Below are 19,891 nucleotides of genomic sequence, written 5' to 3' on the forward strand. Positions count from 1 at the left end.
TATCAAACTTGTGCTTGGCAGTTGTTGAGTTCAAATATAAAAATAGCAACAAAATAAAGTTTAAGTACTGCCAGATAGGAGGCGCCTTAAGGGTAATGGTTAAATAAGCCGTCCATAAAGAGTAGAAACCAAACCGAAACATGCGCCAACCACTTCTACTTGTTTTTGCTATCACTTTATTCACTGCCTGCAAAACCGACACTCCCTCCGGCATCAACCGCCAGGCCGTTTTCAGCCGGCACAGCGTCCACATCACCGAAGTAGACACCCTTGCCTCCCTCAGCGTAGGCAATGGCCGCTTTGCCATGACCATGGATGTCACAGGCCTGCAGACCTTTCCTGAGCACTATCAGAAAGGCGTGCCCCTCGGCACCATGTCGGAATGGGGGTGGCACAGCTTCCCTACCAACGAGACTTATTCCATCGAAGAAACCATGGCACCCATCATGTCTCATGGCCGTGAAGTGCCTTATGCCCGCCAGTGGCCCGCTGGCACCAGGGCCTGGGAGGCGGCCAACTACATTCGCCAAAACCCGCACCGCATTCACCTGGCCACTATCGGCTGGCACATCACAAAAGCTGACGGAGCCCAATTGGCCATTTCCGACATCCAAAACATTGACCAAACACTGGATCCATGGACCGGAGAGCTCACAAGCCGCTTTGCTGTTGAGGGTGTGCCTGTGGAGGTGGTCTCCTTTGTAAGCCAGACAGAAGATCGCCTCGGTGTGAAAGTAAAAAGCGCTCTGCTAACAGAGGGCAGACTTGGCATCACCATCAACTACCCCTACCCCACTGACCAGTTTCAGGACGAAGCGGTACTCTTTGATCCCAATGAGGCCAGTCGTTTGCAGGCCAGCCAACCCGACCCTGCGCAGGTGACCATCAGGCGGCAGCTGGACACCACTCGTTACTTCACGCAGTTGCAGTCGTCGGTGGCCTTGCCCACAGTCGACGCTACAGACAAAGGCTTTCTTCTAAAGCCTGAGCCTGGGCAGGATACCTGGATCTTCGACATCACCTTCTCGCAAAAAGAAGGTGCCGTTGCAAACAAGACCTTTGAAGTGTTACGGTCCGAAGCCCATCAGGCAATGAGCGACTATTGGAACACCGGTATGATGATCGACTTTGGATCAACAAAAGACCCAAGGGCTTTTGAGATTGAACGGCGGATGGTATTGTCGCTTTACCTCACCAAAATCAACTGCGGGGGCAAAACCCCACCTCAGGAAACCGGGCTCACCTACAACTCGTGGTACGGCAAGCCCCACATGGAAATGGCCTGGTGGCATGGCGTGCATTTTGCCATGTGGGGCCGGCCACAGGTGCTGGAAGACCATATGGGATGGTACCTGAGAAGCATCGGAGTAGCCCGCCAGATTGCAGAACGGCAAGGCTTTGAGGGCGTGCGCTGGCAGAAGATGACCGACCCCTGGGGAGGAGAAACAGCCTCCTCAGTGGGCTCCTACCTCCTCTGGCAGCAGCCGCACATCATTACGTTTGCCGAGCTGATCTACGAGGACAAGCCCGAAAAAGCGGTACTGGAGAAGTACGACGAGGTGGTGCAGCAGACAGCAGCCTTCATGGCCGACTTTGCCTGGTACGACCCCGAGCTCAAGCGCTACATCCTTGGCCCAGGCGTAATCGCTGCCCAGGAGCGGTTCGACCCTAAAACTACTTTCAACCCGACCTACGAAGTGGCTTATTGGCGGTGGGCACTGGAAACTGCACAGCAATGGAGGGAACGTCAGGGACAAGCACGAAACGAAAAGTGGGACAAGGTGCTGAACGGCCTTTCACCGCTACCGCAAAAGGACGACCTTTACCTGGCGGCGGAAAGCGCTCCTGAATCGTACGACTCTACCTACTACATGACCGACCACCCCAGTGTGCTGGGTGCCTATGGCATGCTGCCCATGACCGACGGGCTGGACACTGCCGTGATGCACCGCACCTTCGACAAGATCTGGACCGACTGGCAGTGGCACGACACCTGGGGCTGGGACTTCCCCATGGTGGCCATGACCGCCACCCGGCTCGGCGATGCTGAGAAAGCAGTAGATGGCCTCCTTATGCCCATCACCACCAACATTTACCTGCCCAACGGCCACAACTACCAAACAGACCGCCTGCGCCTCTACCTCCCCGGCAACGGCGGCGTGCTGGCGGCTTTAGCGATGATGGCAGAAGAAGAAATGTGGCCTAAAGGATGGGTGGTGAGCACCGAGAATTAAAGAGGTTACTCTGCCCCAAAGAAAGTAGTAACCTCTTTAATCTTCGAAGCACGATACGTTACTGACTAAAGAGGCTACTCTGCTCCAAATTAAAGAGGTTACTCTAGCCACAAAGAAAGTCGTAACCTCTTTAATCTTCAAGGAAGGATTCGTTTCAGACTAAAGAGGTTACATCGGCAGGGACGCACAGAGTAACCTCTTTAGTTCGAACCCCAAATTAGAGAGGTGACACCTGCTCCTAATTAAAGAGGTTACTCTGCCCCAAAGAAAGTCGTAACCTCTTTAATCATCAGGAGGCGATACGTTACCGACTAAAGAGGTTACATCGGCAGGGACGCATAGAGTAGCCTCTTTAGTTCAAAACCTTTATTCCAGCAACCACTTTTCATCTAGCGGAGGTCGTTTCTTTTGGAGGTGAAACGCCTGGTACTGCTCTTTTCCTCCGAACCAATCTAACACAGCCTGACGGCTTAAGAAAGTTGGAGCGTCCTGTAAGTGTGTCTGATAGGACGAGTAAGGATAGCTCCTGAAGTCTTTTACCAACCCATGCTTCTCAGGATTCCTGTGGATGTAAGCGATCAGGGCAGAAAAATAAGACTCCTCTTTTACTTCAATCCTCTTAAAAGGAGTTTCAAAAAGACCTCCTGTTCTATTGTACACGCTGTTTACGGCCCGGGTATAGCTTTTGAGGAAGCTGGAGAAGCCGTTGCTTACGTGCCAGTAATAGGGCTTCTCTTTGTCTTTTTTTATCGCCAAATCCAGTTGCGCTACATCTCGCACTCTTACCAGCAGATGAAAATGATTACCAAGCAAACAGTAAGCAAATGTTTCCACAAAAGGGTGGACGAATTGGGTGTACTGCTTCAAGAAGAAATTGTAGTTTTTAGGTTCAAAAAATACTGGCATGCCATTGATTCCCCGATTGAAAATGTGGAAATACTGATCGGGATGTAGTTTGGCGTTTCTTATGTCCATAGTCCGAATTGGTTGCTGACTCAATATAAGGATTTCGGTTAAAGAGGCACTCCAAATTAAAGAGGTTACTCTAGCCCCAGAGAAAGTCGTAACCTCTTTAATCATCAGAAGACGATACGTTACTGACTAAAGAGGTTACATCGGCAGGGACGGAGAGAGTAACCTCTTTAATCTTCAAAAACCGATTCGTTACTGACTAAAGAGGTTACATCGGCAGGGACGGAGAGAGTAACCTCTTTAATCTTCAAAAACCGATTCGTTACAGACTAAAGAGGTTACATCGGCAGGGGCGCACAGAGTAACCTCTTTAGTTCAAAACCCAAATTAGAGAGGTTACACCTGCTCCAAATTAAAGAGGTTACTCTGCCCCAAAGAAAGTCGTAACCTCTTTAATCTTCAAAACCGATACGTTACCGACTAAAGAGGTTACATCGGCAGGGACGGAGAGAGTAACCTCTTTAGTTCAAACCGTTTTTGCAGGGACGCACAGAGCAACCTCTTTAGTCAAAAAAAAATCCTGCACTTTCATGCGGGATCCTATTCTCTCTGCTGGCATAGGCCAACATATTAGTTCTTGATAAAACGGTAGGCCGTCTCTTCTTTTCCGCTGGTAAGAACAAGTAAATATACTCCCCCTGTTAGGCTGGATACATCCAGCGATTGGTCGCCACTATGCTCCAACTCGGTTTCGAGCAATCTTCGCCCATCAATTGAATAGATAGTGCCTTTATCGTATTTCTTTGAAGGAAAGCGCAGCGACATTAAATGCTCCACAGGGTTAGGAAATACGATCACCTCCGCATCCGTACCATCAACACTGGTAAAAATCCCAATTATCTCAAAGCTGAACAATGAGTCTGCGGCGTAATAATTTTCATTACCCTCTTGAATGGCTTTAATGGTGACCGGGCCCTCACCTGTTGCCGAAGCTATGCTGCCACTGATGGTCAACGGGCCTTCCTGCAATTCCAATGTCACGGGAAGCCCCGATGTTGCCACCACATTTATTTCAAATGGATCCTCATTGACAACATGATCTCTAATCTCCTCATAAACTAACTCCTGATAAATCTTATCGATACTTACTAAGAAGACGGTGTCTGCCGGGCTATACGCTTCGTTCCCTTCTTGCGAAGCTTTTACACTGGCCTGCCCGGCTCCACTAAACGAAACTACAAATCCGTCGACGGTAATCGGTCCCTCTACTGCCTCCAGCATGACCGGAAGCCCCGAGTCGGCGGAAATTTCCGCCACGAACGAACTATCAGCCAGGCTAAAAAACCTATTGTTTGCAAAGCTTATCTCCTGGTGAATACGATCGGTGGTAAACTCATATAAAATGGGCTCAGCTTGAAAATAGTTAATAAAATCTCCTTCGGGGGCGTTGCTGGCATACTCGTAAATAGCGAGGTGGTAGTTGGTATTAGGCCTCAAACCCGATATAGCGATTACCGTGTCAGCTCCGGCATACACTGCATAGCTATCGTCATCAAATTTTTGCCCCAAGCCAAAACTGGTTTTATGGGCATAGAAAACGCCGTCCATTGGAGTAGTCTCAACCGCTCCGGCTTCTTTTACCAGAAAGACTCTCTCTTTTTCTTCTATTCCATTTAGTGTAAAAACAGCTGAACTGTCGGCTACGGAAACTGATAAAATTTCACTTGATAGTGATTTTATTTCCTGGACTGAGTTATTGGCCCCTATATACACTACCCCATTGTCGGGGGATGTCAGGATGATATCCGGCAAAAGATGGCTGCCTACAAATGCTAGCTGGGGATAGTTATAAAAGAGATCAAGCCTTTTCAGTTGGAATTGATTCCCGCCCAGGTTTTCCAGCAGCACTTGCTGACTTTCCTCATAGTCAGAAATAAGCAAGTCTACCTTGCCATTGCTGTCCATATCCGCAGATAGTATCCTCCCAATGTAGGTATTGGTCTCCAGCTCAAAGGTCTTTGTAAAGCCGAAGCTACCATCGCCCTGATACACCCGTACTTTCGCATTTGAGTAAGAAAAAGTAACCAGCGCAATGTCTAACAATCCATCCGCATTGAAGTCGTTTACGGTGGCCGAAAGAACGCTGTCGCTCAGTTCGATTTTGATCTCCTGTTCAAACCCATCTGCCTGGTTGTTTCGGAAAAGCATGAGCCTGGTATTCAAATGACTATACATCAGGATATCTTCATATCCGTCGTTGTCGAAATCGCCAAGCTGATAATCCGTAAAGTTGCCTGTGCTGGGTGTCACCTTTTCCGGCTCGTTTTTGTACTCATCGTAATCGTCAGAAAAACTGAGCAAATACAGGCTAAAAGGATTATATCCCTCTCTTTGGAGTATTTCAGGGGCTCCGTCCCGGAAAAGGTCAACCACCTGAGGTCTGGACGGATTAGGAAAATGCTTGAACGGTTCGGGTTTTAAGAAACTAAACCCTCCTGCACCCTGCATATACTGAATTTCACTTACTGCGTTTCCAGGTGTTTGGACTGTAAAAAACAGATCAGGAATTTGATCCTCGTTTACTTTCGCAGCATTCACTTTCGCAGCATACAACGGAATTTCTACCACTGTGGCCTCTGTGCTAAAACCATCCATAGTTCCTGCATAAATAAACAGGCCGCCATTGCCACCTATCACCAGCATATCCAAAAGACCATCAGTGTCAATGTCTTCAAAAAGGAAGTCCGACAGGCCCGGCGCCTTCGGAGAGTTGAGCCTCTTATTCAGCGTAGTTTCTCCCGATTGCAACACGACCACCGACGTCAGAAAATTGAAAGGGTTGTCAACAACTATGTCAAAAGTATTGTTACTGTCGAAATCGATCAGGCTAAGATTTCCATAGAAAATATTGCTTGCAATGGCTTGCATTGTGCCAAAACTACCATCGCCATTGCCAGGGAGGTAACCAAGTTCTGAGCCTGGGGTTTGGATAAGCATGTCCAGTTTTCCGTCTCCATCCACATCAAGTAATATTCCATTGTCGCTAATATTATGATTGTATGTTGTCTCTACAATTTCGAATGTTGCTCCCTGATTGATGAGAGATATCATGCTGGTATTACCAATATCGCATATGTCCATTTCCCCATCGAGGTTGAGGTCGCCGAACAGCGGCCTTGGACTGTTACTACCAAACTGATCCAGCTTAAGATCGGGCTCTCCGGCGGAGCCATCGGGGTCATAGTAAATTTCTATAGCAAAATCGCTGTTGCTGCCTATTGAAGAGGTTACAATCGCTATGTCTGCCGTGCTATTGTTGTTCAGGTGCGAAAAGCTTACGCTCCATAGATTCCGGTCGTGGGCCAGGGGTACCCACGAATCGTTGGTTTCGAAACTACGGTTACCCAGGTTTTTGACGTATGATACCGCATTGGTCCCCGAGCGGAGGATGTCCAAATCGCCGTCGCCATCCATGTCTATGATCGTCCCGATTTGATTAAAACTTACGGGTGTCGACAGCCATGACGAGTCAATACCCGCCACTCCTCCAAAAAGGATCACCAGCTTTGTCCCTTCTGTGTCGTTGCCTACATACACCAAATCTTTGACACCATCACTATCAAAGTCTGCTCCTAAGAGCTCTCTGTTCAATGTTGGGATGGGCAGATCATCCACCCATTGACTTTGGCCCAGGGAGTCGCCGGCGAAGTTCTTCATCAGGAAGAGTGCATCATTTTTCAGAAAGACTAAGTCAGTGTTTCCATCTGTATCCCAGTCGAGAGGAACTGAGGGTGTTACAGCTTTGGCCAGCAAAATAGTATCCTTTGGGTAGAAGCTTACCTGACCATAGGTGGATGACAGGGAGGAAAATAGGACAAGTATGAAAGCTAGTTTTTTCATTACCAGGGCGATGCGAATAAGGTGCGGTTGAAAATTTCGTCGAACATGATCATGCAAATGATTTAAAAAAACAATACAAGACCGCTATTTTTCCTTGTTTCGTCAAATATATTATTGCCAGGGCGGATGTTTTTAATTCTGACGGTATTTGGAAAGGTTTCAGGTGGCCGGTAAAATAGGCCGGGCACACCAAAAAAAATCCCGCATCTTCATGCGGGATTCTACTCCACCCATTGGCAAGCCAACCGGTGCACATCTAAACAACTAACGCTTATCATGCGGCCTCCTCGTTTGGTTCAACATCCAGGTTGTCGAACGCATCCGACGCTCTGGTAAACTTCAGCTCGGCGAGCTTCATCTTCATCTCAGCGCTGGGCGAAAACACCACCCTGGCACCCCTTACGCTGTGCATGGTCACCTTCTCGGGTTGATCATGCCCGTTGCTGCTGATGTTGATACGGAACGTACCCAGCTGCCCCAGGTTCACGATATGGCCCTTTCTCACATACTTCGGAATCAGGTCGAGGAAGTTCTCCACCGCATTGAGCGCATCGCCCTTGGTAAGGGTGCTCATGCTGGTAATGTCCTCGATAATCTCCCGAAGGCTGATCATGGCAGGTCTTTTAACGAAAGCGTAGTACTTCTGGTCGCCTCCCCCAGCCACTCCCGGCTGGCCACGACGAACTATTGCATATGGTATTGCATTCATGATTGTAAAATTTAAATGGTTATTAATTTGATTAAAGACAGGGCCCGGCCGGGTTTCCTGGGTGTGCGCTGAGCCAGCTTATCGCCCTCAAAAAAATCCCTGTGGCGCCTTCAGCGGAGCTTCTGAAGAGGGATAATTTGACTCGCTGCGTACGGTAAAAATGATTTCAATAACGGTGCCAAAAATCACATTGAGAGGTGAAATATTATATAATTTTTAAAAGAAATTTTAATTTTTCTCCTAAGCGATATTTTTGTGCTTTTTGCGCATCCAACACAGGCTTATTTTCGTTTATTGACGATCGCATAATAACGGCCAAAAAATTCATTTCAATCGATTGAATTCGAACGAGTCTTCAAAAAATAATTTGATAAAGTCGTACAGCATCACGGACGTAAAACCCACCTGAAAATTCATTCTTATGTAATTGCACTTTATGGGGTCGTTCATGCTTTCATTTTTTTGGCCTGAAGGGGTGTATGGCAGACCCTTTTTTACTCTTGCGCAAGAGGCATTCCATTCCAGCGCTAGAGTCAACCAAATCTAGCGCTAGATGCTTCTCACTCCAGCGCAAGACTCAGCTCCTTCTTGCGCTAGAGTTAGCTGCCTGTTAAGTCAAAGGTTGCTGCCCCCTGCGCTGGAGCCAGGTGGGTCAACGGCAAGAGATAGCTGCTTCCTGAGCCAAAGCATGCCGGGTGTTGCGGCAAAGGTTGATACATCTAGCTGTAGATTGCGTTCAACCTAGCGCTAGATGTGGGTCGGTCTTGGGCTAGATTCGGATCGGTCTTGCAGTAGATGCCAAAAGGTCTTGCGGTGGGTGTGGGTGGAGGTTGGGGTAGATAGCAGGGCGTCGGCAGTCTTTTTCAATTGGCCAGTGAGAAAAATAAACTAAGCGGTATATTTATTATCGTTGATGTCATTTGATTCCAGTCGTTGTTTATTAATTTCACTTTGATGGTTGATTTTTCGACAACATTCATCTATTCCGACCAACCGACTACCTGTCCTTTCTGCGGTTCAAGAAGTGAAATAGTCTTAGACTTCTCCCACGCAAATGACAAAACACAGGTTCATAGATGCCTTAATGAAAGTTGCAGTATTGAATTTGTAGTTCAGGAAGAGGTTAACCTTAACGTTCATTCATGAAAGAAGGTCAACGACTTTGGACGAGAGATGAATTGATTCTTGCACTGAACCTCTACTGTAAGCTGCCATTTGGAAGACTTCACAGTCGAAATCCAGAAGTCATACACCTTGCTCATCTGATAGACAGAAAGCCAAATGCCGTTGCTTATAAGCTAGTTAACTTTGCTAGTCTCGATCCTAGCCTACAGGCTAGGGGAATAAAAGGTGCGTCCAATACTAGCATACTTGACAAGGAGATATGGAACGAGTTTTTTGAAGCGTTAAATGCCACCTCCTTTGAAAGTGAGAAGTTGCTAGCGAAACTAGAAAACACAACTGTTGAGAAATTGAATGACATCTCAGAAGAAGAGTTGCCGAAAGAGGGAAAAACAAGAGATCAAGTTATTAAGGCGAGAGTAAATCAATCCTTTTTTAGGAAGTCTGTTTTGGCAGCCTACAACAACACTTGTTGCATTACTGGCATTCAACAGCCTGAGTTACTCATAGCTGGACATATCAGGCCATGGGGTATTGATGAAGCAAATCGATTAAATATCCGAAACGGAATATGCATTAATGCTTTGCATGATAAAGCGTTCGAAGCTGGGTTGATCACGATATTAGAAGACTATACAATACAAGTTTCCTCAATTCTCAAAAAAAGTAAAAGCAAGGAAACTCAAGATTACTTCATGAAACATCACGGGCAAAGCATTATACTTCCTTCTAGGTTTTTGCCCGAAAAGACATTCTTACAATACCACAGGGAGGTTAGGTTTAAGCTGTAATTGTCATAGGCAAATAATTCCTAGCGCAGTAATTAGTAGGATGGCTTCGAAGAGCTGGCTGGATACATTTCAAGAAATGGAGGCTGGGGATAAGGGCGAAAGTTGCCATCCATTTTGCTATCTTCAATGATGACACCAAAAGAAGTTCTTCAGAAATTTGAAGGTATTAGAACCTGGGGGAGTGGCGATAAGCGTGCGCCACACAAGCCTCTTCTGATTCTTCTTGCGCTTGGTTCATTTCAAAATAATAAGAAGTCGCTGGCTTATAGCGAAGTAGATGAGAAATTAACATCTCTTTTGGAGGAATTTGGTTCCTCCAAAAACCAAAGACCTTTCTACCCCTTTGTTCGCCTCGCCAATGATCATATATGGGCATTTGACAAGCCAGAGTTGATTGAGAGCTATAAAGGAGAAGACCCGGGGCGCCCATTTTTACTCGACAAGGATATTCATGCGGGTTTTGCGCCAGCAATTATTGACGCATTTAAGCAATACCCTACTTTGATCTATGAAGTGGCACAATACATCCTTGATTCAAACTTTTCTGAGTCTATTCATAACGACATATTGTCATCAGTAGGTCTTGATTTTGAAACAAGAAATCAAAAAAGGAAACCCCGTGATCAGAAGTTTAGAGAGAAGATTCTCATTGCTTATGAATATCAATGTGCAGTTTGTGGGTTCAACCTTCGTCTTTCGAACCATAGCATAGCGTTGGATGCAGCACACATTAAATGGCATCAAGCTGGTGGGCCAGACACCGAAGTGAATGGTTTAGCACTTTGCACGCTGCATCATAAACTTCTCGATCTGGGGGCCTTCAAGCTCAATGAAAATCTAGCAGTTGTGGTGTCAGAACGGGTCAATGGAACAATTGGTCTAGAAGAATGGCTTCTTCGTTTTCATAATAAGGAAATTAGATTTCCACAAAGCAAAAAATACTACCCTGAACCTGAGTATGTCGTTTGGCATTGGAGAGAGGTATTTAAAGGATATGGGAGAGACTAACTAGCAATGCTGAAATACACTTTTCTTTTACTCTTTTTACCCGGGTTGGCGTTAGCCAACGGCGGCACCATCCATTCTTCCCTGTTTAAAGAAACAGGCAATATTAAGCTCATCAACACAAAGGATATCCTGCTTTTGCGTGAAGACCTGACGCTTGACTTTTCAGCTAAAAGTACCGTCAAGGCCACAGCAGTGTATCAACTGAAGAATGGCGGGAAGGCTCGATCACTTTTATATGCCTTTCCGGTAGACTTCTACCTAAGCAAGGGCGGCGAGTCATTAGAGGAAGAGAATTTACCAATAGAGGAGTTGATTGAGAATATACGCTATTCGATGACCCTCAATGGAAAAGCCATTTCCACCGATTCCATCGTCAGCGAGAAATACCAGTTGAAACGGAATAGAACCCCAGATGAACTACTGCGGGTATGGTTCATTTCTAAGGTAGACATCGGTGAAGGTTTAGAAAACTTTTTGCGCATCACACTAACCACTCCCGCCGAGTACATCACCTCAAGCATGCATGAACCGGCCTACGATTACGAAATATATGATAGCGGCAACAATTACAAATACCTTTACGACCTGTCACCGGCAGGTAGTTGGGGCAATGGGCAAGCAGGAAACATAACAGTGAATATTGTTCAACCAGGTGAATGCGACAACTTTAGAGTGCGTGGGCTTGATGGATTCACGCAGCTTGCAGAAAAAAACACGCTATCGTTTTCAAATAACAACTATGGTTTCACCGAAAGCTCAAAAATCCTGGTCGACTATGGAGATGTAAATACTCAACATTTCAGAAAACTGCTTTCTCTCAATAGGGCTCAAGAAGCTGTGAAAGCAATTACGGTGTCATCCACACTTGGAGAGACCTATGCCTCGGGAAATCTTATTGATGGTGACTTAGCAACGGCCTGGGTCGAAGGTCACTCTGGCGATGGCGTTGGAGAATGGATTGAGATTGAGCTAAACCCCAACTTTACCCTCACCGGAATTGCGTTAGTTAATGGCTATACCAAAAACACAAAGACTTTTGTGGAAAACGGGAAGATAAAAAGCGGATCCTTAGTTGTATCCGGCACATGCTACAATATGGAAAACAGTCAGGGCGTTAAACAATGCAAGAATGAGATGTCGGTTTACATGAACGAAATTTCTTCGCTCCCTGCCGGGTCTGCCAATCTATTGAAAACAGTTGAGTTTCTTTCCTATCAGCCCTTTGAAGGCCCGGAACTCGCTAATTGGGACGATAGCACGAAAATCAAAAGAGGCTTCGAATTTATGAAGCCTACTTCCATAAAGATCAAAGTAGATGAAGTATATGAGGGTACCAAATATCAGGATATGTGCATTTCCGAATTACTTGTCTTTGGGTATGTTCATTAGCGCTACATGGCCAGTTAATTTTTTAAAGCGCTAATGCATAGTTAAGGTGTTGCTGCCCAAGCGCTGTTATATTGTCACCAAACCGGCCTGGTCAGATGGCGATTAGTCAACATTTACTACATTTAATCAAACAGCCATAAACACTATGACAACACTTCGCCGCACCCTCCTTTTCACCCTCCTGGCTTTGTCCACCCATTTTGGCTCGCTGAGTGCCCAGCCCCTCAAAGAAACCGAGCTGAAAACCACCATTGGCGAGGTCACGGTGTTTTTGCAGGGGGCGCAGATTACCCGCACGGGCAAGGTGGAGGTAGCCAGTGGCAAGTCGGCGCTGGTGCTGAAGGGGCTGTCGCCGCACATAGATGAGAAGAGTATACAAGTGAAGGGTGTGAGCGAGGGTGCAGCCGGGGAGTTTACCATCCTCTCGGTGAACCACCGCTACAATTACCTTGGCGAGCAAACCAAAAATGCCAAAATTGACAGTCTCAATCAGGTGCTGGACGCCCTCAACCGGAAGATAGCCAGCAGTCAGGCAAGGCTGGAGGTGCTGAGCGAAAAGCAGAGCCTGCTCAATGCCAACAAAAAGCTGGGCGGCGAAACCAGCGGCACCAACCTCACCCAACTCAAGCTGGCCATCGAGTTTTACGACAGGGAGCTCACGGCCATCAAAGCCGAATGGCTCACCACCCAGGCGGCCCTCGAAAAAATGGACGCCGACAAGCTGAAGCTGCAAAAGCAGCTGGGCGAGGTGCGGGGCAAAGACATGCTGCCCACGGGAGAAATTGAGGTGAGGGTAGAAGCGCCCGCCAAAACCAGGGGCGAGTTTGTGGTTACCTACCTGGTGGCCAATGCCGGCTGGTACCCCAAATACGACATCAGGGTGGAGTCGGTGGACCAGCCCCTCAGCCTGAAATATAAAGCCGATGTGTACCAGAACACCGGCGTCGACTGGAAGGATGTGAAGCTGAAGTTTAGCAATGGCAACCCTAATCAGAGCGGCGTGGCGCCGGAGCTGCAAACGTGGTATTTGAATTATGCGAGGAATACCAATTTTAACAGGCAGAGCTACGGGGTGGCTTCTGGGTCGATAAGAAGTGTGTCGGGGGTAGTAACCGATCAGGACGTAGGTGATGCTCTGCCGGGTGTGAATGTTGTTGTTCAGGGCACCACCATTGGAACTGTCACAGATGTCGATGGTCGTTATTCCCTCACACTGCCCAATAACGCTACAGTGCTGGAATTTTCTTTCGTTGGTATGGTGACGCAGCAAGTGGCCATCAGCTCTCCCACGATCAATGTGAATATGCAGGCCGATGTCAGTCAGCTAAATGAAGTGGTGGTTACAGCCTATGGTATAGAACGATCTTTGGCAGGCAGAGTGGCGGGCCTGGCCACCGACGCAGTTAACAGAGCGCCTTCAAAGGCAAAAAGCATCACCACCACCACCGTCGAAAACCAAACCACCGTGGAGTTTGCCGTAGAAAAGCCTTACTCTATTCAGTCGAACGGCGAGAAGCTCACCGTAGACCTGAGCCAGTACGACATAGAAACCATTTATGAGTACCACGCCGTGCCCAAGCTTGACAAGGACGCCTTCCTCATTGCCCGCATCATCAACTGGGACCAGTACAACCTGCTGGAGGGCGAGGCCAACCTTTACTTTGAAGACGGCTTCGTCGGGCGCTCCATCCTTGATGCCCGTGCCCTCACCGACACGCTCGACATTTCGCTGGGCCGGGACAAAAACATAGTGATAGGCCGCACCAAGGTAGACACGTTCACCAAGCGGCGGTTTGCCGGTACTAATACCATAGAAACCCGGCAATTTGAGATATTGGTCCGCAACAAGAAGTCGCAGGCCATCAAGCTTACGCTGTTCGATCAGGTGCCGGTCTCGGCCATTGGTGAGATCACGGTTACCCCCACGGAGCTTTCCGGAGGCAAGCACAACGAGCAATCGGGCGAGGTGAAGTGGGAGCTGAACCTCACCGCCCAGCAGCAGCAAAAGCTCATCCTCGGCTACGAAGTGAAGTACCCGAGGAAGGAGAAGGTGGTGCTGGAGTAGGTGATATCTTTAGGTTTCTGATTTATAATGACATTGACAGCTTGCGTGGGAGATGCCTGGTCAAGCCAGGCATGACGTTCCTCCAAACCGCAGCGCCAGTGGAAACGGAGTTCGCTTTTCAAACGGTCAACGGATGAGGTTGCCGGGCCGACCAACCACTCCTCTCCTCACCCGCTAGTTTTTTCCCGCCAACCTGCTAAATTGTATCCACACCCTTTTTTCGTTCGATGCCTTTATCAACCCAACCTCCTTCCATGAAAAACCTTCTACTCCTTCTCCTGCTGGTTTCCAGCACTGCCTTTGCCCAGCCCCAACCTGTGAAGCTCTTTATCTCTGTAGATATGGAGGGCATAGGCGGCATAGGCACTTCCAAAATGACCAGCGGCGGCAAAGACTACGACACAGGCCGCAAGCTGATGACCGACGAGGTGAATGCGGTGGTGGCAGCCATTTTTGAAGCCAGTCCCGCCACCATTGTGGTGAACGACAGCCATGGCGACATGCAGAACCTCCTCCACACCCAGCTCGATCCGAGGGTGGAATACATTCAGAGCAATATCAAACCGCTTGGCATGGTGCAGGGGCTCGACAGCAGCTTCGATGGGGTGATCTATATCGGCTACCATGCCATGGCAGGCACCGAAAATGGCTTTCTGGCCCACACCGGCTCCGGCTCGGTAAAAGGCCTCTGGATCAATGGCACTGAAGTGGGCGAAGGCGGCCTGAACACTTTTTTCGCTGGTGCTGTAGGTGTGCCAGTCATCCTGGCCAGCGGTGATAAAACTTTTGCTGAAGAGATCAAAAAGCTGATTCCAGGCGTGCGAACTGTGAGCACCAAAGAGGCCATCGGCTCCAGCGCCGCTAAGCTCCTTCATCCGGATGTGGTGAAAAAGGCGCTGCAAGGGGAAACCAAAGCAGCACTGAAAGACATCAGGAACGCCAAACCGCTTTCGGTTCAAAACCCCATTGAATTTGTGATCAAAGTAGACGCCCCCACCCGGGCCGACGTGGCCATGGGAATCCCCGGCATGAAGCGGGTGGATGGCTACACGGTGTCGTACCAGGCCAGAGACATGGACGAGGCATACAAGCTGATCAGGATCATTTACAAGTATTTGCAGTGGTAAAACATTCGTCACAAGACATCGCCAGGCTTGAGGCTGTCATTGCTCAACAGATTCAAATCAACGTTACTGATCTTGCAATGATAAAGGAGAAGTTCGTTCAGGTAGACGCCAGGAAAGGACAGGTTCTTGTGGAAGCCGGCCAAAAATGTACTGAAATGTATTTTATAAGGTCTGGGTACCTGCGGGTTTTTAGTCTGGCCAACGGCGTCGAAACTACTCTGTGGATTGGGAACAGCGGCTCATTTATGACCGCCATTTCAAGTTTTATTTTCGAAACGTCAAATCGCTGGACTATTCAGGCAATCACTGAGTGTCAGCTGGAAGTTTTGGGCCGAAAGGATCACTTTGAACTTTTGCAGCGTTGCCAGAAGTGGATGGAGTTTGACATCGTGCTGCTCTCCAGGTCGTTTGCCATGTTGGAGGAGCGCATGTTCGCCCATCTGCACAGCACAGCAAGGGAGCGTCTTGATTTGCTGATGCAAAACAACCCGAGGCTCTTTCTCGACGTGCCCCTCCAATACATTGCCTCTTTGCTGGGGGTGACACCGGAAACCATTAGCAGGCTGCGAAAAAACTCTCCCTGATAGTATTTCTTGATAAATATCAAGTAGTTCTTGTCGCCACCAGGCTATCCTTACATAGTTTAAGCAGTCCTTATGTATAGAATAGCAATAACGCTAATTTGTGTAGTCACCCATTCCATTTCTGCCATGAGCCAGGACAATACCATACAACTTCGTGACGGCAGGCTACTTGGGTTTGCAGAATACGGACGTCCCGATGGTATCCCTTTTATTTATTTCCACGGAGGTCAGGAAAGTCGGCTTTCATCCTGTTTTATGGACAGCGTGGCAGCTGAGCTTGGTATTCGCATCATTTCTCCCGAAAGGCCCGGGATCGGCCTGTCTACCTTTCAGCCCAACCGAACGTTTCTGGATTGGGGCTCTGATATCGAAGACCTGGCCAATTGTCTCAACATCGACAGCTTCTCTGTCTTTGGGTTATCAGGTGGTGCCCCACACGTATTAGCTTGCCTTCAGGTGATTCCAACCAGAATCGTTAATGCCTCTATCATTGCTGGTGCTGCACCTTACGATTATGACGGCAGCCTGAAAGGAATGTGGCTTCCGGTAAAAATCATCCATTGGTTCGCCAGCATGAAAAGCGACAAATTACTCCGGAAGTTTATCGAGAAGGACGCCGAAGATCTTGTGCAGGCACCGGAAAAACGGATAAAACAATTCCAAAACTACCTGCCAAATCCCGACAAAACGCTAATGAAAAATCAGCCGGAGTACGGATGGGATTTTATAGAAGGGAGTAGAGAAGCCTACAGACAAGGAATTGGCGGCGTAGTGCAGGAATGGCAGTTGTATGTAGCAGACTGGCATATCGATCTAAGTGCTATTCAGCAGCGGATTACACTATGGTATGGAACCGAAGACAAAATGGCTCCCTATCACAGAGGTAGGTACTATCAAAAACACCTGCCTAATGCGCACCTTCATGAAATCAAAGATGAAGCTCATTTTTCGCTTATCAGAACCCACCTGAAAGAAATACTGCTGGAGCTAAGAACTACGAAAAAGGACAAGTAGGAAAAAATTTGTTGATTTTATTCTACTTGTCTGCCACTATTGTGAGTGTCGCTATTCACTCCTCTGCCGGTTCAGCTTTTACTCAGGCTCACTAACTTCACCACTGTGATACGGGTGTCAAAACGTACCCGGAAACGCAAATGTCGGTGTGGCGAATGTCTTCACTCACCACAACCTCTAATTTCCGACTTGCCAAATATTAAGGGTCGCCATCTACTGCCACCCTTTCCAAAGCTTACAAAAGCCACACATGCAGGTTTTAAGCTGGGCGTGTAAAATATTTTTTACATTAGGTAAAACATAACGTACTTTACGTACGTAATACATTACACGAAGTACAGCATACCATACAAATGAGTCAATCTATGTCTTATCAGGAAAAGAGAAGTATCGTGTACATGGTTAGCACATTGCTGATTTCAGCATTCTACTACATCTATATATTTCGGCTCCACCCCGAAAAAGGGCTAGACCCAACTCCAGACTTTCAATTTTGGGGCATCGCTATCCTGCTAATCGTGCCGACCATGCTGTTGGTCAACTTCCTCAATCATCTCTTTTTCAATATTGCCAACACCATTGCCACAAAAGAAAAAGGCGATAGTTTCTCCGATGAGCTCGACAAACTAGTGGCTTTCCGGGCAGATAGAAATGCCTACAGCACCTTTATGTTTGGTTTCCTCATTGCCATGGGCACGCAGGCACTAGGCATGGTCGCCTACCTGATGTTCCACATCCTCATTGTTTCGTTGCTGGCGGCCTCCCTTATGTGGAGCAGCTCTCACCTTTACTTTTACAGAAGGGGATTTTGATATGAGCACGCACCGCATCAGCAACAATATCCGCAAGCTCCGTTTTCACCACGATGAAATGACCCAGCAGCAGCTCGCCGAAAAGGTGAAAGTGACCAGGCAAACCATCAACGCCATAGAGCAGGGCAAGTATTCGCCGACGCTGGAGCTGGCGTTCCGCATTTCTCTGGTGTTTGGGCTCCCTCTGGAAGAGGTTTTCTCTTTTGAACCCACTAACAACTCTCAATAAAAAAATAGAAAGATGAATGAATCAAACAAAACAACAGCCAGAATTGCCGGCCTGCTTTACCTGGCTATGGGGCTAACGGGCGGATTCGGCCTCATGTATACGCCTTCGCAAATTGTAGTGGCTGGCGACGCCGCAGCCACAGTAGCTAATATTGTCAACCATGAAATGCTATTCCGCCTTGGTATTGTGACTCAACTGGTCTGTCAGGTTATTTTTGTGTACCTCGTTTTAAAGCTATACCAACTATTCAAGCCTGTGGATGAGCTTCAGGCACGTCAGATGCTTGGGCTAGTGCTGGCATCCGTTCCTATCGCATTTGTCATTGTGTTGAATCAACTGGGCATGCTGCTTGTTGGCGGCGGAGCCGGCTTTCTTTCGACATTTACCACCGATCAGTTGAATGCTTTGAGTATGATTCTTTTTAGCCTTTATGAAAATGGCGTTGTCATTGCTCAGATATTCTGGGGCCTATGGTTAATACCTTTCGGCCGCCTGGTTTATGCCTCTGGCTTTATTCCACGCATATTTGGAATCCTGCTGATCGTAGGTGGGCTTGGGTATGTGGTCGCCAGCGGCACTGCATTGCTACTGCCACAATATGGCGGCATTGTTGGAACCATTGCAACCATCCCCTCAGCTATCGCTGAATTTGCCATCATTTTTTGGTTCCTGATCAAAGGGGTGCGTGCACCAAAATTGGTTGGAGCTGCTGTAGCTTAAAATGCAGACCAGTGGTGCTTGCGTTGAAAAGCTATAGCTAAAAGCTGGTTGTTGGGTGAGTGTCTTCACTCACCACAACGATGGTGTTTCTGCTTTTGCCAGCGTTATTTAACTTCACGGCTTCAAAGACTAATGCTATGATCGTTAAAATGGCCGAGGGCAACCTCAAAACGAAATTCGGCGAGTACCACGAGGTGCTTTACTACGACGGACAGAAAGAGTCGATTGCCCTGGTGATGGGCGATGTGAAAGGCGGTGAAGAAGTGCTTTGCAGGGTGCATTCATCCTGCCTTTTTGGGCACGCCTTCAACAGCATTGAGTGCGACTGCCGGGAGCAAATGGAAACCTCGCAGCAATTGATACAAAAGGAGGGTAAAGGCATTGTGATTTGGCTGGAGCAGGAAGGAAAGGGCAATGGCCACTTTGCTCTCCTCAAAAGTGTGGAGCATAAGCGCAAAGGTTTAAAGCAAGCCGATGCCTACGAAGCCGTCGGTTTTAAAAGAGATGCCAGGGACTTTCGGGCTGCAGCCGAGATACTGAAAGACCTTGGAGTGAAGTCTGTTCGCATGATTACCGGAAATGCAAACAAGATCGAAACGCTCACCAGCCATGGTGTGAAAGTGGTGGGCACGGTGCCCACCTGATTATCATTTTTTCAGTTCAAAAGGAAAGAAAACCCGAATTGTGGCCTGTTGAAGAAGATACTGAAGCTGGTGGTACCCCCCGAAGAGCTATCTATAAAATCGAAAGATGCACCTCCAATACTGCCGTTGAGAAGGAGCCTGTTCATCACCTTCCAGCTAATACCCGGCGTCGCAACTGCTTCGTAAGACATGCTGTTCGAAGTAGAGGTTGAATTAACACCATCAAAAACCAGTTTATTTCTATTAAACCCTGCTCCCACACTCGCTTTCCAATTGAAATACACTTTATTGACTATTGGGTAAAATCTTTGATAAAAAATCCCCAAACTATAGGATTGAGTCAGGTTCTCATTTGTATAATCCTCAGCTCCATATTTGCCGGACGATAGAGCAAAGCCGAGCTCCAACCCCACCAGCGTAGTACTTTTTATAGGTTTAGCGATTGATGGACTAAAGGAAAATGAAGAAGTTGCGTACTTTTGGTCATCATTATTGTTATTGGCTTTGGTGTGAGTAAAACCATAGTTCGCTAGTCCCCCCAGCACATAGGCTGTGCTGTCAAATTGTGCAAAAGAAGCAGAACACATTAGGACAAAAAATATGGATAGTTGAATCTTTTTCATGGTTATTG

17 protein-coding genes are annotated in these 19,891 nt (G+C 47.6%); 12 read left to right on the forward strand and 5 right to left on the reverse strand.

Annotated features, from left to right (window positions below):
* Nucleotides 1–140 precede the first annotated feature (140 nt).
* Nucleotides 141–2,234 (forward strand): hypothetical protein, encoded by a 2,094-nt coding sequence (locus RIF36_RS20775; RefSeq protein ID WP_350122494.1) that lies wholly within the window; start codon nucleotides 141–143, stop codon nucleotides 2,232–2,234.
* 366 nt (nucleotides 2,235–2,600) lie between these two features.
* On the opposite strand, the gene RIF36_RS20780 is transcribed toward RIF36_RS20775, so the two are convergent.
* The 4 genes from RIF36_RS20780 to RIF36_RS20795 form a co-directional block, all read right to left on the reverse strand.
* Nucleotides 2,601–3,209, reverse strand: coding sequence for a hypothetical protein (locus tag RIF36_RS20780; protein ID WP_350122496.1), 609 nt, complete (start codon nucleotides 3,207–3,209; stop codon nucleotides 2,601–2,603).
* Nucleotides 3,210–3,776: 567 nt separating this feature from the next.
* Complete coding sequence (locus tag RIF36_RS20785) at nucleotides 3,777–7,046, reverse strand: T9SS type A sorting domain-containing protein (RefSeq protein ID WP_350122498.1); 3,270 nt, start codon at nucleotides 7,044–7,046, stop codon at nucleotides 3,777–3,779.
* 274 nt (nucleotides 7,047–7,320) lie between these two features.
* On the reverse strand, nucleotides 7,321–7,755 hold the full coding sequence (locus RIF36_RS20790; RefSeq protein ID WP_350085656.1) for an HU family DNA-binding protein: 435 nt from the start codon (nucleotides 7,753–7,755) through the stop codon (nucleotides 7,321–7,323).
* 324 nt (nucleotides 7,756–8,079) lie between these two features.
* Entirely contained in the window at nucleotides 8,080–8,205 is a 126-nt protein-coding gene (locus tag RIF36_RS20795) for a hypothetical protein (RefSeq protein WP_350122500.1), read from the reverse strand.
* 692 nt (nucleotides 8,206–8,897) lie between these two features.
* Between RIF36_RS20795 and RIF36_RS20800 the strand changes: the two genes are divergently transcribed.
* From RIF36_RS20800 to RIF36_RS20850, 11 genes are all read left to right on the forward strand, one after another.
* Nucleotides 8,898–9,668 (forward strand): HNH endonuclease, encoded by a 771-nt coding sequence (locus RIF36_RS20800; RefSeq protein WP_350122502.1) that lies wholly within the window; start codon nucleotides 8,898–8,900, stop codon nucleotides 9,666–9,668.
* Nucleotides 9,669–9,797: 129 nt separating this feature from the next.
* Nucleotides 9,798–10,676, forward strand: coding sequence for a phosphorothioated DNA-binding restriction endonuclease (locus RIF36_RS20805; RefSeq protein WP_350122922.1), 879 nt, complete (start codon nucleotides 9,798–9,800; stop codon nucleotides 10,674–10,676).
* Nucleotides 10,677–10,682: 6 nt separating this feature from the next.
* Nucleotides 10,683–12,065, forward strand: coding sequence for a discoidin domain-containing protein (locus tag RIF36_RS20810; RefSeq protein ID WP_350122504.1), 1,383 nt, complete (start codon nucleotides 10,683–10,685; stop codon nucleotides 12,063–12,065).
* Between the two features lie 145 nt (nucleotides 12,066–12,210).
* On the forward strand, nucleotides 12,211–14,130 hold the full coding sequence (locus RIF36_RS20815) for a DUF4139 domain-containing protein (RefSeq protein ID WP_350122506.1): 1,920 nt from the start codon (nucleotides 12,211–12,213) through the stop codon (nucleotides 14,128–14,130).
* Between the two features lie 254 nt (nucleotides 14,131–14,384).
* Entirely contained in the window at nucleotides 14,385–15,257 is an 873-nt protein-coding gene (locus tag RIF36_RS20820) for a M55 family metallopeptidase (RefSeq protein WP_350122508.1), read from the forward strand.
* Nucleotides 15,251–15,841 carry a Crp/Fnr family transcriptional regulator gene (locus tag RIF36_RS20825; protein WP_350122510.1) on the forward strand — a complete coding sequence of 197 codons (591 nt, stop codon included), beginning with the start codon at nucleotides 15,251–15,253 and terminating at the stop codon, nucleotides 15,839–15,841. The genes RIF36_RS20820 and RIF36_RS20825 overlap by 7 nt, the downstream gene beginning before the upstream one ends.
* 72 nt (nucleotides 15,842–15,913) lie before the next feature.
* Nucleotides 15,914–16,855 (forward strand): alpha/beta fold hydrolase, encoded by a 942-nt coding sequence (locus RIF36_RS20830; protein WP_350122512.1) that lies wholly within the window; start codon nucleotides 15,914–15,916, stop codon nucleotides 16,853–16,855.
* Nucleotides 16,856–17,220: 365 nt separating this feature from the next.
* Nucleotides 17,221–17,667 carry a hypothetical protein gene (locus RIF36_RS20835; RefSeq protein ID WP_350122514.1) on the forward strand — a complete coding sequence of 149 codons (447 nt, stop codon included), beginning with the start codon at nucleotides 17,221–17,223 and terminating at the stop codon, nucleotides 17,665–17,667.
* A 1-nt stretch (nucleotide 17,668) separates the two neighbouring features.
* A complete protein-coding gene (locus tag RIF36_RS20840) occupies nucleotides 17,669–17,896 on the forward strand; it encodes a helix-turn-helix transcriptional regulator (RefSeq protein WP_350122516.1) in 228 nt (75 codons plus the stop codon).
* Between the two features lie 12 nt (nucleotides 17,897–17,908).
* A complete protein-coding gene (locus tag RIF36_RS20845) occupies nucleotides 17,909–18,616 on the forward strand; it encodes a DUF4386 domain-containing protein (RefSeq protein ID WP_350122518.1) in 708 nt (235 codons plus the stop codon).
* Nucleotides 18,617–18,765: 149 nt separating this feature from the next.
* Complete coding sequence (locus RIF36_RS20850; protein WP_502880860.1) at nucleotides 18,766–19,260, forward strand: GTP cyclohydrolase II; 495 nt, start codon at nucleotides 18,766–18,768, stop codon at nucleotides 19,258–19,260.
* A gap of 11 nt (nucleotides 19,261–19,271) precedes the next feature.
* Here the strand turns inward: RIF36_RS20850 and RIF36_RS20855 are convergent, their stop codons facing one another.
* Nucleotides 19,272–19,883, reverse strand: coding sequence for a hypothetical protein (locus RIF36_RS20855; RefSeq protein ID WP_350122522.1), 612 nt, complete (start codon nucleotides 19,881–19,883; stop codon nucleotides 19,272–19,274).
* Nucleotides 19,884–19,891 lie beyond the last annotated feature (8 nt).

The sequence above is a fragment of the Imperialibacter sp. genome (assembly GCF_040222815.1).
GTDB lineage: Bacteria > Bacteroidota > Bacteroidia > Cytophagales > Cyclobacteriaceae > Imperialibacter.